This is a genomic window from Streptomyces sp. NPDC093598, from assembly GCF_044764825.1.
GTDB lineage: Bacteria > Actinomycetota > Actinomycetes > Streptomycetales > Streptomycetaceae > Streptomyces.
The window spans coordinates 219,702-235,882 of sequence record NZ_JBIWIV010000003.1 but is presented as its reverse complement, the minus strand read 5'-3'; the positions used below and the strand labels follow the sequence as shown (position 1 = coordinate 235,882).

At 68.8% G+C, this 16,181-nt stretch carries 13 protein-coding genes; 6 read left to right on the top strand and 7 right to left on the bottom strand.

Going from position 1 to position 16,181, the window contains the following annotated elements; all coding sequences use genetic code 11:
* The first annotated feature begins 1 nt into the window (after nucleotide 1).
* From yidC to ACIRDU_RS12835, 6 genes are all read left to right on the top strand, one after another.
* A complete protein-coding gene (yidC, locus tag ACIRDU_RS12860) occupies nucleotides 2–1,291 on the top strand; it encodes a membrane protein insertase YidC (RefSeq protein WP_403577875.1) in 1,290 nt (429 codons plus the stop codon).
* Nucleotides 1,292–1,306: 15 nt separating this feature from the next.
* Complete coding sequence (locus tag ACIRDU_RS12855) at nucleotides 1,307–1,819, top strand: R3H domain-containing nucleic acid-binding protein (protein ID WP_031137666.1); 513 nt, start codon at nucleotides 1,307–1,309, stop codon at nucleotides 1,817–1,819.
* A 124-nt stretch (nucleotides 1,820–1,943) separates the two neighbouring features.
* A complete protein-coding gene (rsmG, locus tag ACIRDU_RS12850) occupies nucleotides 1,944–2,660 on the top strand; it encodes a 16S rRNA (guanine(527)-N(7))-methyltransferase RsmG (protein WP_403577872.1) in 717 nt (238 codons plus the stop codon).
* Between the two features lie 373 nt (nucleotides 2,661–3,033).
* The gene (locus ACIRDU_RS12845) at nucleotides 3,034–4,110 is read left to right on the top strand and encodes a ParA family protein (RefSeq protein WP_403578982.1); all 1,077 of its coding nucleotides are present in this window, start codon (nucleotides 3,034–3,036) and stop codon (nucleotides 4,108–4,110) included.
* Nucleotides 4,107–5,207, top strand: a complete 1,101-nt coding sequence (locus tag ACIRDU_RS12840) for a ParB/RepB/Spo0J family partition protein (RefSeq protein WP_403577869.1) — start codon at nucleotides 4,107–4,109, stop codon at nucleotides 5,205–5,207. Before ACIRDU_RS12845 ends, ACIRDU_RS12840 begins: the two co-directional genes overlap by 4 nt.
* Nucleotides 5,208–5,533: 326 nt before the next feature.
* The gene (locus ACIRDU_RS12835; RefSeq protein ID WP_403577866.1) at nucleotides 5,534–6,151 is read left to right on the top strand and encodes a GNAT family N-acetyltransferase; all 618 of its coding nucleotides are present in this window, start codon (nucleotides 5,534–5,536) and stop codon (nucleotides 6,149–6,151) included.
* Between the two features lie 89 nt (nucleotides 6,152–6,240).
* Here ACIRDU_RS12835 and trxA read toward each other — a convergent pair whose 3' ends face one another.
* The 7 genes from trxA to ACIRDU_RS12800 all read right to left on the bottom strand — a co-directional run bounded on the left by trxA (nucleotide 6,241) and on the right by ACIRDU_RS12800 (nucleotide 16,029).
* Entirely contained in the window at nucleotides 6,241–6,573 is a 333-nt protein-coding gene (trxA, locus tag ACIRDU_RS12830; protein ID WP_030847066.1) for a thioredoxin, read from the bottom strand.
* 44 nt (nucleotides 6,574–6,617) lie between these two features.
* Nucleotides 6,618–7,586: a thioredoxin-disulfide reductase gene (trxB, locus tag ACIRDU_RS12825; RefSeq protein WP_403577863.1), complete on the bottom strand. Its 969-nt coding sequence runs from the start codon at nucleotides 7,584–7,586 to the stop codon at nucleotides 6,618–6,620.
* A 167-nt stretch (nucleotides 7,587–7,753) separates the two neighbouring features.
* Nucleotides 7,754–8,680: an anti-sigma factor family protein gene (locus ACIRDU_RS12820; protein ID WP_403577860.1), complete on the bottom strand. Its 927-nt coding sequence runs from the start codon at nucleotides 8,678–8,680 to the stop codon at nucleotides 7,754–7,756.
* Nucleotides 8,677–9,402, bottom strand: a complete 726-nt coding sequence (gene sigM / locus ACIRDU_RS12815; RefSeq protein WP_403577857.1) for an RNA polymerase sigma factor SigM — start codon at nucleotides 9,400–9,402, stop codon at nucleotides 8,677–8,679. Before sigM ends, ACIRDU_RS12820 begins: the two co-directional genes overlap by 4 nt.
* Nucleotides 9,403–9,429: 27 nt before the next feature.
* Nucleotides 9,430–11,127: a protein kinase family protein gene (locus tag ACIRDU_RS12810; protein WP_403577854.1), complete on the bottom strand. Its 1,698-nt coding sequence runs from the start codon at nucleotides 11,125–11,127 to the stop codon at nucleotides 9,430–9,432.
* 140 nt (nucleotides 11,128–11,267) lie between these two features.
* On the bottom strand, nucleotides 11,268–13,580 hold the full coding sequence (gene murJ, locus ACIRDU_RS12805; RefSeq protein WP_403577852.1) for a murein biosynthesis integral membrane protein MurJ: 2,313 nt from the start codon (nucleotides 13,578–13,580) through the stop codon (nucleotides 11,268–11,270).
* 43 nt (nucleotides 13,581–13,623) lie between these two features.
* Nucleotides 13,624–16,029, bottom strand: a complete 2,406-nt coding sequence (locus ACIRDU_RS12800; RefSeq protein ID WP_403577849.1) for a DUF6049 family protein — start codon at nucleotides 16,027–16,029, stop codon at nucleotides 13,624–13,626.
* Nucleotides 16,030–16,181: the final 152 nt, after the last annotated feature.

The window sequence follows — 16,181 nt, the reverse complement described above, 5'->3', positions numbered from 1 at the left end:
AGTGGACACGATTGCCAGCCTCTTCAGCTTTATCACCACACCCGTCTCCTGGGTCATCGTCCAGTTCCACTCGGTGTACGGCGCCCTCTTCGGCCCTGACACCGGCTGGGCCTGGGGCCTGTCGATCGTGTCCCTGGTGATCCTCATCCGTATCTGCCTGATCCCGCTGTTCGTGAAGCAGATCAAGGCGACCCGGGCGATGCAGACGCTCCAGCCCGAGATGAAGAAGATCCAGGAGCGCTACAAGAACGACAAGCAGCGTCAGTCCGAAGAGATGATGAAGCTGTACAAGGAGACGGGCACCAACCCGCTCTCCTCGTGCCTTCCCATCCTGGCGCAGTCCCCGTTCTTCTTCGCCCTGTACCACGTGCTCAACAGCATCGCGTCGAACGACACCATCGGCGTGATCAACACCAGTCTTCTGGAGAGCGCGCAGAAGGCGCACATCGTCGGTGCCCCGCTCGCGGTGAAGTTCACCGACAGCTCGTCGAAGGTGGAAGCGCTCGGCGCCTCCCTCACCGACGTCCGCGTGGTCACCGCCGTCATGATCGTCCTGATGTCGGCGTCGCAGTTCTTCACCCAGCGCCAGCTGATGACGAAGAACGTCGACACCACGGTGAAGACCCCGTTCATGCAGCAGCAGAAGATGCTGATGTACGTCTTCCCGGTCATGTTCGCCGTCTTCGGCATCAACTTCCCGGTCGGTGTCCTCGTCTACTGGCTGACCACCAACGTGTGGACCATGGGCCAGCAGATGTACGTCATCCGCAACAACCCGACCCCGGGTTCCAAGGCCCAGGCCGAGTACCTGGAGCGGCTGACCAAGCACGTCACTCAGCACGACAAGGTCGGCAAGCGTCGCGACCGGGCCATCGTCAAGGCGATCGTCGCCAAGGGCCGCGACCGCAACGAGTTCGAGCGCAAGTTCATCAACGGCCTGAGCAAGGCCGGTCTCGCCGCGCAGGCCGACGGCACCGTGATCAAGAGCGACACCGCGGCCGTGGCCCAGGCCGAGGACGGTGCGCCGACCACCGCCAGCGGTGCCCCGAAGCGTCAGCAGCCCAAGCGGCAGAGCAAGTCGCAGCGTCAGCACGGTGGCGTCGGCGGCGCGAAGGCTGCCGGTGAGAACGAGCCGAAGACGTCGCTGACCAAGTCCGACGAGCCCGAGGACGCCAAGCCCGCCACCGCTGCCAAGAAGGGCGGCGCGAAGCCCGCCGGCGGCACCCGCAGCAAGGCCCAGTCCGGACAGCGCAAGGGTCCGCAGCGGCCCAAGTCCCCGTCCAAGAAGTAAGAAGGAGTCCATCCCGTGACGGAAGGCACCACCTCCGCCGCTGCCGAGGGTGCAGACACCCTGACTCGCCTGGAGCAGGAAGGCGAGATCGCGGCGGACTACCTGGAGGGTCTGCTCGACATCGCCGACCTCGATGGCGATATCGACATGGACGTCGAGGCGGACCGCGCCTCCGTCTCGATCATCAGCGACACGGGCGGCCGTGATCTGCAGAAGCTGGTCGGCCGTGACGGCGAGGTGCTGGAGGCGCTCCAGGAGCTCACCCGTCTGGCCGTGCACCGGGAGACCGGTGACCGCAGCCGTCTGATGCTCGACATCGCGGGATACCGGGCACAGAAGCGCTCCGAGCTGTCCGAGCTGGGCGCCAAGGCCGCCGCGGAGGCCAAGAGCAGCGGTGAGGCCGTGAAGCTGCAGCCGATGACGCCCTTCGAGCGCAAGGTCGTGCACGACGCGGTCAAGGCCGCGGGGCTGCGCAGCGAGTCCGAGGGCGAGGAGCCGCAGCGCTTCGTCGTCGTGCTGCCCGCCTGATCGGCCCCTACGTTCCCGGCCCCGTCTGTAGCGCAGGCGGGGCCGAACTTTGTCAGCCTGATAGTTCTGGTGGTTCTGGTGTCGGCGCCGGGTGCGCTGACGCGGTACGGAAGGACGGTCCCCCGTGACGGAGGCAGCGGAGCTTCCCCCCGCGCCCGAGCAGGCGCGCGAGGTGTTCGGTGACCGCTTCGCGGATGCGGTGCGGTATGCCGAGCTGCTCGCTGAGGCGGGCGTGCAGCGCGGTCTCATCGGCCCGCGTGAAGTGCCCCGCTTGTGGGAGCGGCATCTGCTGAACTGCGCGGTGCTCTCGGAAGTCGTGCCCGACGGCGTGACGGTGTGCGATGTCGGCTCGGGCGCCGGTCTTCCCGGCATTCCGCTGGCGCTGGTCCGCACCGACCTGAAGATCACGCTGCTGGAGCCGCTGCTGCGGCGCACCAACTTCCTCACCGAGGTCGTCGAGCTGCTCGGCCTCGATCATGTGACCGTGGTGCGTGGGCGGGCCGAGGAGGTCATGGGGAAGATCCAGCCCGTTCATGTGGTGACGGCCCGGGCTGTCGCGCCGCTCGACCGGCTCGCCACCTGGGGCATTCCGCTGCTGCGGCCGTACGGCGAGATGCTCGCGCTCAAGGGCGACGCCGCCGAGGAGGAGCTCAAGAGCGCCTCGGCGGCGCTGAGCAAGCTGGGTGCGGTGGAGACCTCCATCCTGCATGTGGGTGAGGGCGTGGTGGACCCGATGTCCACCGTCGTACGGGTCGAGGTCGGGGAGAGCCCGGGCGGTGTGCGCTTCGCCGCGAAGCGTGCCAAGGCGGCTCGCACGGGGCGGACGCGTCGACGGCGTTGAGCTGATTAGTTCCGACGGCACTGATCCGTCGGAATCGATCCGTCGGCATCGATCCGTCGGAATCGATCCGTCGGCACTGATTCGTCGGAACGGATCCGTCGGCACTGATCCGTCCTGAGGACGAGACGTACTCCACACAAGCTGCCAAACCTATGCATGCCGGAGTGTCGCGACAGTTCGGCCACGGCTGCTGTGCATCGTGTTTCACGTGAAACGTCGCTCACTGCTGCACGGCATCATCAGTCGTGGCCGCGCTGCGGCCGAACCCCGCGACCGGAAGCCTCTCGGTTCACTCGATGAGGGACCTGAGGTATCCACAGAGGTGGATTTCTCCACAGAACGCCAGGCCTCACTGGTTCACGACCCCGAAGACATGGGAGGCTCTGTTCATTGCGAGCCTGAAGTCGAGGAGAGTGAATCCTTGCGGTCCGACGCCAACATCGCGGGACCGATGACCGATCCGGTCCCCGGCCCCCGTACCGAGTCGATGGGGGCGGATGTTTCACGTGAAACACCGCCTCCGATGGACGACACGCCCATCGGTCGTGCCGCCCAGCTGGCGGTGGAGGCTCTGGGTCGTGCCGGTGAGGGCCTGCCACGGCCCGAGCAGACCCGAATCATCGTGGTCGCCAACCAGAAGGGCGGTGTGGGCAAGACGACGACGACCGTCAACCTTGCCGCATCGCTGGCGCTGCACGGCGGCCGGGTCCTGGTGGTCGACCTCGACCCACAGGGCAATGCGTCCACCGCGCTGGGCATCGACCATCACGCCGAAGTTCCGTCCATCTACGACGTGTTGGTGGAGAGCAAGCCGCTCTCCGAGGTCGTCCAGCCGGTCCCTGATGTCGAGGGACTCTTCTGCGCTCCCGCCACGATCGATCTTGCCGGTGCGGAGATCGAGCTGGTGTCCCTGGTGGCGCGGGAGAGCAGACTTCAGCGTGCGATCCAGGCGTATGAGCAGCCGTTGGACTACATCCTCATCGACTGCCCGCCCTCCCTCGGCCTCCTGACGGTCAATGCGCTCGTAGCGGGCCAGGAAGTTCTGATCCCGATCCAGTGCGAGTACTACGCGCTGGAGGGCCTCGGGCAGTTGCTGCGCAACGTCGACCTGGTACGGGGGCACCTCAACCCCGACCTGCATGTGTCGACCATCCTGCTCACCATGTACGACGGCCGGACGCGCCTCGCGTCCCAGGTCGCGGACGAGGTGCGCACCCACTTCGGCGACGAGGTCCTGCGGACGAGCATTCCCCGCTCCGTCCGTATCTCCGAGGCGCCGAGTTACGGGCAGACGGTACTGACTTACGATCCTGGATCGAGCGGTGCCCTCTCCTATCTTGAGGCGGCACGAGAGATCGCGCTGAAGGGCGTCGGCATCAGTTATGACGCGACGCACGCCCACATCGGCGCACAGCAGAACGATCCGAGCATGGTGGAGGGCATTCAGTGAGCGAGCGACGGAGGGGGCTGGGTCGTGGTCTCGGCGCACTGATCCCTGCTGCGCCGACAGAGAAGTCGGTGGCCCAGGCCGCGGCAGGGGGTGCTGCTTCCACATCCCCTGCGGCAGTGCCTGCGCTGCCGAACGATCGTGGGGTGGCCGCGGCGAAGGTGGCCACTCTGCCGACTGTTTCACGTGAAACAGAGGAGCCGACGCGGCCGAGTGCTCCCGCCGCACCTGCGGCGCCTATCGGTGCGCATTTCGCCGAGATCCCCCTCGACTCCATCACGCCGAACCCGCGGCAGCCCCGTGAGGTCTTCGACGAGGACGCGCTGTCCGAGCTCATCACCTCCATCAAGGAAGTGGGGCTCCTCCAGCCGGTCGTCGTACGGCAGGTGGGTCCCGCCCGCTACGAGCTCATCATGGGCGAGCGTCGCTGGCGGGCCTGCCGCGAGGCGGGGCTGGAGGCGATCCCGGCGATCGTGCGGGCCACGGAGGACGAGAAGCTCCTCCTGGACGCCCTGCTGGAGAACCTGCACCGTGCCCAGCTGAACCCGCTGGAAGAGGCAGCGGCCTACGACCAGTTGCTGAGGGACTTCAACTGCACCCATGACCAGCTGGCGGACCGCATCGGCCGATCCCGCCCGCAGGTCTCCAACACCCTGCGGCTGCTGAAGCTCTCGCCGGCCGTGCAGCGCCGGGTCGCCGCCGGGGTGCTCTCCGCCGGTCACGCGCGGGCACTGCTCTCCGTCGAGGACTCGGAAGAGCAGGACCGGCTGGCCCACCGCATCGTCGCTGAGGGGCTCTCGGTGCGGGCCGTCGAGGAGATCGTGACCCTGATGGGGTCGCGGCCTCAGAAGGCTCAGAAGCCCAAGGGACCGCGTGCAGGTGCCCGGGTCTCTCCCGCGCTGTCCGACCTCGCTACGCGGCTCTCGGACCGTTTCGAGACGCGAGTGAAGGTCGACCTGGGGCAGAAGAAGGGAAAGATCACCGTCGAGTTCGCCTCGATGGAGGATCTTGAGCGGATCCTCGGTTCACTCGCTCCTGGCGAGGGGCCGGTCCTGCAGAAGAGTCTTCTGGAGGGCGACTCCGAGGAGAGCGACTCCTGAGCCTCCGGCACGGCGCCTCTGCTGCTGTGTCTGTGAGAGAGCGGGCCGTGTCCGGTGTGTGCCGGAAGGTGGCTCGCTCTTTCCTTTTTGGCGGTATCGATGGAATCGCATCGTGGATACGATGCGTTCGGGTACGGCGCAACCACTCGGCACACCTCTGAGAGGGAGGCAGGGGCCATGCGAACCATGAGCCGCACCGGACTGGTGAGCGCCGGTTTGGGGCTGGGGGCAGTCGGTGGGTTCATCGGCAGTCTCCTCAAGGAACGGAGCGCTCTGACAGCCGCCCGCGACGCGGCGGCGGGCGAAGGAAGCGAGGATCAGCCTTCATGGGCCGCCGGCTCGTACCGCTCACGCTGGACAACCTCCAGGACCTTCCCAAGCGTTGTCGCTCGTGTGTCTTCTGGGAACTCGACCCAGTCAGCGGTGAGGCCGCGCTGAAGGCGGGCACGTCCCCGTCCGAGAAGGAAGCCTGGATCTCAGCGGTCCTGCTGGACTGGGGATCCTGTGGGCGGGTCGTGTACGTCGACGACGTGCCGGTGGGCTTCGTGCTCTACGCTCCCCCGGCCTATGTCCCCCGCTCCACGGCATTTCCCACGAGCCCGGTCTCGCCTGACGCGGTGCAGTTGATGACCGCGTTCATCGTGCCCGGCTACCAGGGGCAGGGGCTCGGCCGGGTGATGGTTCAAACGGTGGCCAAGGATCTGCTGAGGCGCGGGTTCAAGGCGATCGAGGCCTTCGGGGACGCGCGCTGGAAGGAACCTGCCTGTGTGCTGCCCGCCGACCACCTACTGGCGGTTGGCTTTAAGACGGTTCGACAGCACCCCACCCATCCCCGGCTGAGGCTGGAACTCAGGACGACGCTCTCCTGGAAGGAAGACGTCGAGATGGCGCTGGACCGCCTCCTGGGAGCCGTGCAGAAGGAGCCGGCGCTGCGACCCCTGTAGAGCGGTCAAACGAATGGGCCAACCCTTCCGGGTTGGCCCATTCGTGTTTCACGTGAAACATGCACCGTCGATGCGACGGTCCCGCCGGTTCACTCGGCGATGAACTCCTCGAGGTCGCGAACGATCGCGGCCTTCGGCTTCGCGCCCACGATGGTCTTGGCGACCTCGCCACCCTGGTAGACGTTCAGGGTCGGGATGGACATGACGCCGTACTTGGCGGCCGTACCCGGGTTTTCGTCGATGTTCAGCTTGACGATCTCGATCTTGTCGCCGTACTCGGAGGCGATCGCCTCGAGGGACGGCGCGATCTGGCGGCACGGACCGCACCAGGCGGCCCAGAAGTCCACCAGAACAGGCTTGTCGCTCTTGAGAACGTCCTGCTCGAAGGAGTCGTCGGTCACATTCTTCAGGGTGCCGGCCACGGCGGGCTCCTTAACTGTTTGGTGCGTGGGGCGGGTAGGGAGGGTCAGACAGAGGTCTTCTCGGGCTCGGGCTGCTCCTCGTCCGCCAGGGCAGCGAGGTAGCGCTCGGCGTCGAGAGCTGCGGAGCAGCCGGTGCCGGCCGCGGTGATCGCCTGACGGTAGGTGTGGTCGACCACGTCGCCGGCGCCGAAGACACCGGTCAGGTTCGTGCGCGTAGATGGCGCGTCCACCTTCAGGTACCCCTCTTCGTCCAGGTCGAGCTGACCCTTGAAGAGCTCGGTACGCGGGTCGTGACCGATGGCGATGAACAGTCCGGTCACGGGCAGGTCCGAGAGCTCACCGGTCTTGAGGTTGCGCAGCTTCAGGCCGGAGAGCTTCGGGTCGCCCTGGATCTCGGCGACCTCGCTGTCCCACACGAACGAGATCTTCGGGTCGGCGAAGGCACGCTCCTGCATGGCCTTGGAGGCACGCAGCGTGTCACGGCGGTGGACGATGGTCACGGACTTGGCGAACCGGGAGAGGAAGGTGGCCTCCTCCATCGCGGTGTCGCCGCCACCGATCACGGCGATGTCCTGGTCCTTGAAGAAGAAGCCGTCACAGGTGGCACACCAGGACACGCCACGGCCGGAGAGAGCGTCCTCGTTCGGCAGTCCGAGCTTGCGGTGCTGCGAGCCGGTGGCGACGATGACGGCCTTGGCCCGGTGCACGGTGCCGGCCGTGTCCGTGACGGTCTTGATCTCACCGCTCAGGTCGACGGCCACGATGTCGTCCGGGACGAGCTCGGCTCCGAAGCGCTCCGACTGGGCGCGCATGTTGTCCATGAGCTCGGGGCCCATGATGCCGTCCTGGAAGCCCGGGAAGTTCTCGACGTCGGTGGTGTTCATGAGCGCACCACCCGCGGTGACGGCGCCCTCGAACACCAGCGGCTTCAGCGACGCGCGCGCGGTGTAGAGCGCCGCCGTGTAGCCGGCGGGCCCGGAGCCGATGATGATCACGTTACGGACGTCGCTCACGGCTTGATTCCTCGTCTCTGGACTGCGTCGTTCGACCGGTGGGAGCTTCTTCAGGAGAACTCTCACCCCACCCAACGGATCCTAAGGGGCGCGCATTCCCGCTGTGTCCGGGCACACGGAGATGCGGCACCGGGTGGTGACTCCGTAGGGCGAGACGAAGCGTTTGCTCAGGCTGACGGGTAGGTGCGCTTCAGAAGCACTTCGCCGGCGGTATGGGACGCCGAGTGATCCACACAGGTCGCGTCGACGATGTAGGCGGTGACCCGGGTGGCGTCGGACGCGTCGGGAAGCAGCACGAGCATGGCCTTCTTCCCCTGATACGTGCCGTTCTCGGTGGCCAGGGCCGCGTCGTCGCGCCCGATGCCGTCGCGGACGCAGGTGGGCACCACGGCTTCCCTGGCGACCTTGGGCTGGTTGGTGCCGGGGGCGGTCGCCGCGCCCAGGGGGGTGCGGGAGCCGCCGCCTCCTTCGGTCTTGTTCTCGGCCAGGAGATCGGTGACCTGCTTCCGCAGCTTCCCCTCGGAGAAGGTGTCCGCGGCGGTGGTCTGCCGTTCGCCCGCCGTGTCGTGGGGCGGCTTGTTGTCACCGAGCGACGACAGCAGGACGGAGCCCAGCCCCAGGGCGGCCACCGTGAAGACGGTCCCGAGGACGGCGATCCTGCGGCGTCCGCTGCGCGTGCGGCCCTTGCGGCCCGGGCCGGTGGTGGAAGAGCGGGGGCGGCCGGCCGGCCGGTCGGTGGGCGTCGGTGTTTCACGTGAAACATGCGCACCGCTGTCGTCCTCGGACGGGGAACGGGGAGCACTCGTCGGCTCCGGACCTTCCGTGGACTCCGGACCGGTGGCATTCAGCAGAGCCTCGGCGGCGAGAGCGGCATCGATGCGGCCCGCGACATCGAGGGGCATGCGCTGGGGACCTGGCAGCGTGCCGAGCAGCCCACGGATTTCCTCCAGGGAGGCGTATACGTCCCCGCAGAGCTCGCACTCGTCCAGGTGCCGGCGTAGGTCGGTGGTCCGGGACGGTGGGAGGAGGCCCTCGGCGAGGTCGGAGATCTCCGCTACGTCCGGATGCCCGGCCATGTCTGTCGTCGATGTCACGCTCGTCCACCTCCGCCCTTCACTGCCGCTGGGTCGCTCGGTCCCGTGTCCGGGGATTTCGCTCGGTGCGGCCCCGCTGCGGGTGGGACGGCCGTCCCCCGCGTCCGGTTCCGTTCTCCGCCCGGGTTCTTGCCCTCACTGCTGCTGTCCGGCCGGAGATGGGTGAGCAGCGGCAGGAGTCTGGCCCTTCCGCGCGCACATCTGCTCTTCACCGTGCCGGTCGGCACGTCGAGGATGCGGGCCGCCTCTGCGACCGGGTAGCCCTGCATGTCCACCAGGACGAGCGCGGCACGCTGGTCGGCCGGCAGTGTTCCCAGAACTTCGATGAGCTGCCGGTGGAGATCGTTGCGCTCGGCGGGGGCCGAGGCCGACTCGTGCGGCTCCAGCAGCTGCTCCAGGCGTTCGGTGTCGTCGACGGGAGAGGTCTTCCGGGAGGCGGCCTTGCGGGCGCGGTCCAGGCAGGCGTTCACCGTGATCCTGTGCAGCCACGTTGTGACGGCCGACTGGCCTCGGAAGGTGTGGGCGGCCCGGTAGGCGGACACGAGGGCGTCCTGCACGGCGTCAGCGGCCTCCTCGCGGTCGCCCAGCGTCCGCAGGGCGACGGCCCAGAGCCGGTCGCGATGCCGCCGCACGATCTCACCGAAGGCGTCGGGGTCGCCTTCGACATGCCGGGCGAGCAGATCCTGATCGCTCACTCCGTCATGTCCGGTGCCGTCTGCCATCGGCCTCCTTCCTCGAGGCAGATGCCGTCAGCTGGTCACCTTGATGTCCGCAACTCTGCCGCGCCACTTGCCGTCGTCCGGCTGCAAGGGCAGCTTCGTCAGCCACACCAGGAGGTACCGGCTCTTGAGTGACTTGCCGGGTTTGAGCTGGACGGTCGTCCCCGATCCTTCGGCGACCTTGGAGTAGGCGTCAAGGGACGTCGGCTCCGAGCCCGCGTTCGAGCTCGCGCTGCGGAGCTCGACCGAGGTGTCACCCACGAACGTGACGGTCACCTTCCCGACCTGTTGGGTCTTACCGAGGTCGAGGATGATGCCGACGCCCGACTTCAAGCGGCCGAAGTCAGCGCTCAGGTAGAAGTCCGTCTGCCAATAGGTGGCCGTGCTGTTGTCGTAGACCTTCCCTATGTCTGACGGCTTCTCTGACTGATCCCCGAGGGGATCGAAGTCACGCGCACCGCTGATGGCAATCGGCTTGCCGGAAGCAGGCTTCTTCGGGCTCTTGTCGTTGCCGTCGTTCGTCTGCGTCTGGCCCGGGTCCTCGCTCTTGCCGCCCTGGTCCATCAGGGCGTCCGCCAGCTGCCAGCTGCCGAGGCCCAGCGCGGCGATCAGGAGTGCGGAGACGGCCCACTTCAGGGCCTTGCCCGTGCGGCTCTGGAGCGGGGGCGGCGGGGTCGTGATCGGCTGGGTGACGCCGGGGCGCGGGCCCTGACGGCCGTAGGTGCCCTGCTGATACGTCGTGCGCTGGTACTCGGGCGGGGCGGTGAACGCCGGCTCCGGGGGGCGGATGCGGGGCATCTCGCCGATCGCCTTCACCAGCTCCTCCGGCGTGGTGCACGGCGACTCGTGCCGGGAGGCGGTGGCACCGTCGTTGGCGAGCGCGCGCATGGACAGCTCGGACAGGCCGCGGTGCACACCGGCCCGCACCTGGTCGGGCGCGATCAGACCGATGTCCTTCGGCAGGCCCGACAGCCCGTAGGCGTCGCTCTCGTACGGCCAGCGCTGCGTGAGCGCCGCGTACAGCAAGGCGCCGATGGCCTCGGTGTCGGTGCGCTGCGGGGTGTCGGACGCGACGCCGCGCAGGGCGGCGTTGACGGCGAGGCCGCGGATGCGCCACTGGCCGGTCGAGGCGCGCAGCACGGCGTTGGGGTTCAGCCGCAGATGGGCGAGGCCCTCACGATGGGCGGCGGCCATGGCGGAGGAGACCTGGCTGACCATTTGGTAGGCGTCGTAGGGCTCAAGGGGCCCGGAGGCGAGGAGCGTGGTCAGTTCCGTCGCGTCGGGAAGCCACTCGTGGACGACGTAGACGACGTCATTCTCCTCCACCGCGTCCAGCACCTGGACGAAGCGCGGGTCGCCCAGGAGGGCGGAGGAGCGGGCGGCCGCCAGGACGGAGCGGGCCCGCGAGTGGTCGGCGGGCAGGATGTGCACGCCGACGGCGCGGCGGAGCTTCTCGTCCACGGCACGCCAACTGCTGAAACCGTCCAGACGGGTGACGCACTCCTCGAGGCGGTAGCGTCTGGCGAGCTTGTGACCACTGTGCAGTTCGGGCGGCGAGGTCGTTCCGGCACCGTCGGTCCGGGGGCTCTCCTGTACCTCGTCGCTGTCCGTGTCCCGCTCCCGGTTCTTGGCCACCCCGTCGGCCGTGGACTGGTCCGCCTGCGCGGTCAGCGACGTCTCGTCGCCGTTGTCTGCCACGTCGACGGCAGCCGTACTCCGTTCCGCCACCGTCGTTCCTGCCTCCCCATGTATGGCGCACCGGCCGACTTCCGTTGCGCGCCGTCCGACGCCGAAACCAATTGTGCCCACAGTCCGCCGCTATGCACGACACGCGGTGGCCGACGATGGTTGTGCGCCTACCCCCCGACTCAGCGTCCCAGGCGTCCGCGGACCATGCCGACCAGCGAGTTGAGTTCCTCGATGCGCATGCGGCGGGCGGCGACGAAGAAGACCCCGAGCAGTACGGCGCCACCGGCCAGGACTGCGGCGAGCGAGCCCGCGGGCCCCTGGCCGAGCGAGTGGCCGATGCCGTAGCAGGCCGCGCCGCTGAGCAGGGCGGCCGGGATCGACGCGATGCACAGCCGGGCGTAAGTCCGCAGGACACGGGCGCCGTCGAGGTCCCCGCCGAGCCGCTTGCGCAGCCGGCGCCAGGCGACACCGACACCGATCGCGTACGCCAGGCCGTACGAGGCGGCCATGCCGACCACGGCCCAGCGGGACGGGATGACGAAGTAGCAGACCGCCGAGGCGCCCGCGTTGACCGCGGCCACGATGACGGTGTTGTAGAAGGGAGTTCGGGTGTCCTCGTAGGCGTAGAAGGCACGCAGGACCACGTACTGCACGGAGTACGGGATCAGACCGAGCCCGAACGCCATCAGCATGAAGCCCATGTTGGTGGCCTCGCTGGTGCCCGACGAGCCGAACATCAGCGTGCACATCGGGATGCCGAGGGAGAGGAACCCGAACGCGATCGGCACGATCGCGACCGCCGTGGTGCGCAGGCCCTGGGAGATGTCGTCGCGGACGGCGCCTCCGTCGCCCTCGGCCGCCGAGCGCGACAGGCGCGGCAGCAGGGCGGCCATGAGGGAGACCGTGATGATGGCCTGCGGCAGGCCCCAGATCAGCTGGGCGTTGGCGTAGGCGGAGAAGCCGGTGCCGTCGACCGGCGAGGCCTTGCCCGCCGCGGTGGACAGCTGGATGACGATCATCGCGCCCGCCTGGTTGGCGAGGACGAACAGGACCGTCCACTTGGCGAGCGTGACGGCCTTGCCGAGGCCCTGGCCCTTCCAGTCGAAGCGCAGCCGCAGCCGGAAGCCGGTCTCGCGCAGATAGGGGATCATCGCGAGCGCTTGGACCACGAGACCGAGCAGGACGCCGATGCCGAGCAGGCGCTGGCCCTCCGGCGGGATGGTCGCGGCCTTCATCCCGGAGTCGGCGGCGGTGCCGTAGACGTAGATGAACATGCCCAGCGTCACGATGATGACGATGTTGTTCAGGACCGGGGTCCACATCATCGCGCCGAACTTGCCGCGCGCGTTGAGGATCTGGCCCATCACCACGTGGATGCCCATGAAGAAGATCGTGGGCAGGAAGTACTGGGCGAAGGTGACGGCGACCTGGTTCGCCGCCGGGTCGCTGGCGACCGGGTCGGACAGTACGCGGATGAGGAGCGGCGCGCCGAGGACCGAGAGCGCGGTGAGCGCGCCGAGCGTCACGATGACCAGGGTGAGCAGGCGGTTGGCGTACGCCTCGCCGCCGTCGTCGTCCTCCTTCATGGCGCGTACGAGCTGCGGCACGAAGACGGAGTTGAGACCACCGCCGACGGTGAGGATGTAGATCATCGTCGGCAGCTGGTAGGCGACCTGGAAGGTGTCACCGAGGAGGCCGACGCCCAGCGCCGAGACGATCAGCGCGGAGCGGATGAAGCCGGTGAGGCGGGAGACCATCGTGCCCGCCGCCATCACGGCGCTGGACTTCATCAGACCCGCGGCGCGGCCGCCCTTCTTCGGGGCGGCCGCGGCGGCGGACTCGGACGCCGGCGTCTCGTCCACGAGGGGCGGTGTCGCCGCGGTCTGGCCGGGTGCCGCGTACTGGCCCTGCGCCGCGTACTGGTCGTGCGGTGCATACGGGCCCTGTGCCATCTGCCCCGGGGCCGCGGAGGGGCCGGGGACCGACGGCGTCTCGTACGACGGGTGACCGCTGTTCTGCTGCTGGTCCCGGAAGAGATGCGCGAACGCGTCCGGCTCCTGGCGTGGCTCGCCCGCTTGGGAGACGAGGTCGTCCACGCCCACGAACTGGGTGGTGCGGGGATCGTCGCCGTACGGCAGATGCCGTGTCGGACCCTCCGGCTCCGGTGCGGGCGTCTGCGCCCACACCTGCGGGTCGGGCGCGTACGGCGACTGCGGCGGCCGGCCGTACAGCTGCTGCTGCGGCTGGTACGCGCCCTGAGCGGGAGGCGGGTGCGCGGCGCGGTCGTACAGTGCCTCGCCGACCGGGTCCTGGGCGGACAGGTCCTGTGCCCGGTAGGGGTCCTGGCTGTATGCGTCCTGGAGGTAGATGTCCGCGGGCGGTTGCGGCGGCACCTGGCCGTGCTCGGGCGGTGAGCCCTCGGGCCCGCCCGCATCGGGGTGGCCCGGGCTGCCCGCGGCCCGGCCGCGGTCACCGTCGTACGGCGCGTTCATGGTTACCCCACCTCATCGTCCCGGGCCCACCGGCCACGACTTCTCAACGGTCCACTCTCTCACCCGTGCCGGACGGGTCGGCGCCTTCCGCTGCGGTGTCCGGGGCCGGGTCACTCGGCTGCTCCGGGGCGTCCGCCCGGGAGCCGGCCTCGGTCTCCTCCTCGAGACGTGCGCCGGAGGCCTCCGGGTTCTGCGCTGCGTCTGCCTCGCTCTGCGGGCCGTCGGCCTCGTCGCCCGCCTCGGCGGTGTCGTCATCGGCGGCCTCGCGGGCGGCGGCTCGCTTGCGCTGGGTGTACATCCGGAAGCCGGCGAGGACCAGGAGCAGGACGCCACCGCCGATGACCAGCATGACCGTGGGCGTGACCTCGGTGACCTTCACGTCGAAGGTGACGGCGGCACCGTACGGCCGGCCGTCCTCCGTGTACAACTGCGCGACGACCTTCGCCTGGCCGTTGGCGTTGGCGGACGTGGTGAACTTCACCGACTGGCTGTGGCCGCCGTTGACGGCGACGCGCTGCTCCTCGTAGGCGTCACCGCCGATCTTGAGGCGCGTCGGGTTCTGCGACGTGAGCCGCAACTCGAGGTGCTCGACGCCCTGGACCAGGTTGTTCTGCACGGTCACCGGGATCACGGCGCTGCGGCCGGAGAGCTTGGTCTCCGACTTCTCGATCAGCTTGACGCTGTCGATGAGCCCGTCCAGGTACGACTCGATGCCGTTGCGGTACGCCAGCGCCGCGACGTCCTTGCCGCGCCACGACGTGGACATCTCGCGGTTCATGGCGCGTCCGAAGGGGGTCACGACCCGGGACTGGCGGGTCAGGATCACCTTGAACTTGTCGAGCTTGCCCTGCGTCTTCGCGATCTGCCCGAACGCGGCCTGTGGCAGCTCCTGGTCGCGCAACGAACGGGGGTACGTGTCGGCCGGCGGCACCTTCGTGTTGGCCGCGGGGTCCGGCTTGGCCTGGGCGGCGGCGGAGAGGTCCTGCGACTCCGACCAGTTTCCGCCCTGGAGGGCCGCCAGAGCCTCGGCCATGGTCTGCGCCTGGCTCACGGACGGCATGCGCTGCGGGGCGACGACGACGCTGCGCTGCTTACTCGTCTGCAGGCCGAGCGTCAGGCTCTGGGCCAGGAAACGCTGCACGGCGAGCGTGGAGGCGGAAGCCTTGGTCAGATCGCCCTGGAACGCCGTGGACATCCGGGAGTCCGCGACGACTGCCGTGGTGCCGCCGCCGATGGGCCGGGCCGCGGAGGGTGTGTACGACAGGTTGTCCTGGAGGCTGTCGCTGCGGGCGATCACCTTGTCGGCGCCCGCGGATGTGGCGACCTTCACGATCGACGGGTCGATGGCGCCGTCCACAGGCCAGACGAAGTCCGTGGACGGTTTCATGTGGAGGATCGGCGGGACCGTGTTGTCGATGACGTCGGTGGCTTCCTTCAGGTGGTTCAGTGAGCCGGTGACGTTCGTGCCGTTGTGGGCGAGGGAGGCCAGGTCCGGGTCGCCGAACGGCAGGGCGACCACTTCCTCGCCCGCGACCGCCTGCTGGAGCTCGGCCAGCCAGTGCTTGGCGACCTCCTGGTTCCTGCCGGGGGTGGTGGTCCCGTCCGCACCGCGGACCTGGTAGCTCCGCGTCATCGCGTCGACGGACGCCAGCAGGTCCGGGTCGACCACCCACGTGACATCGAGGCCCTTGCCCAGCGACACCATCTGGTCGAGTCGGCCGCCCGGGGCGATCTCCTTGGCGAGCTCGTCGTCGCGGAAGACCGGCGTCTGCTGCTCGTTCGACCCCGTCTCGGCCGCCATGTGGGCGTTGGAGATGAGCGGCCACAGGAACGTGGTCTTCGTCCTGGTGCCCGCTTCCTCCGGCTGCCACGGCAGGAACGTGCGCTGGATGCCGAGAACCTGGTCCCAGGGCTGCGCCGTGGTCTCCCCGGAGAGCGCGACGGCTAGCTGGTAGACGCCGTCTCGGCCGAGATCCAGCTTGTCGGCCGGCACGGAGATGCTGAAGGGCTGGGCGACGCCGGGGGTGAGCGAGGAGAACTTCTCGGTGTACTTGCCGTCGATCTTTTCTCCGGAGGGCCCCTGGAGGTCGTCGCTCTTCTTGGCGAGGGTGTCGATCGCCGAGCGGGTCTCGAGCGGGGGCCCCACGTGCAGGTCGACATGGGCGCCGGTGACCGTCTGCTTGCCGTTGTTGGTCACTGTGCCCGACACGGTGACCGTGTCCCCCTCGGAGGGGGCGCTGGGGGTGAGCGAGTCGACAGCGACCGACACCGAGCCCGCGCTGGAGGCAGCCTGCGGGGACTCCTGCCCGGCCGCATCCGCCGGTGTCGCGGCGGGCAACTGGAGGAGTCCGGCCAGCAGGGGCGCGCCGGCGAGCAGTGCTCCGGTGCGCCGCAGCCACCGGCGGGCAGGTGAGGCACTGGTCCCCTGGAAGTCTGCCGCCTCGGCCACGCGCTCGTCCGTCCCTCGTCGTCGTCAGTGGTCGTCGGAATGTGCGTCCACGCATGGTAACGATGCGCGCTGAGGGGAAGTGCCGCGGTCCGCTCCACAAGATCGCGGCCGACGCCGCGCTGTCCGGTATGTGGCCTATGGAAGGGAGCGCT

What these genes read in the sequence shown, in the direction of transcription:
- ACIRDU_RS12845 (WP_403578982.1), top strand. Translation starts at nt 3,034, where the DNA reads ATGGGAGGCTCTGTTCATTGCGAGCCTGAAGTCGAGGAGAGTGAATCC.
- ACIRDU_RS12835 (WP_403577866.1), top strand. Translation starts at nt 5,534, where the DNA reads ATGGGCCGCCGGCTCGTACCGCTCACGCTGGACAACCTCCAGGACCTT.
- sigM (WP_403577857.1), bottom strand. Translation starts at nt 9,402, where the DNA reads ATGGCAGACGGCACCGGACATGACGGAGTGAGCGATCAGGATCTGCTC.
- murJ (WP_403577852.1), bottom strand. Translation starts at nt 13,580, where the DNA reads ATGAACGCGCCGTACGACGGTGACCGCGGCCGGGCCGCGGGCAGCCCG.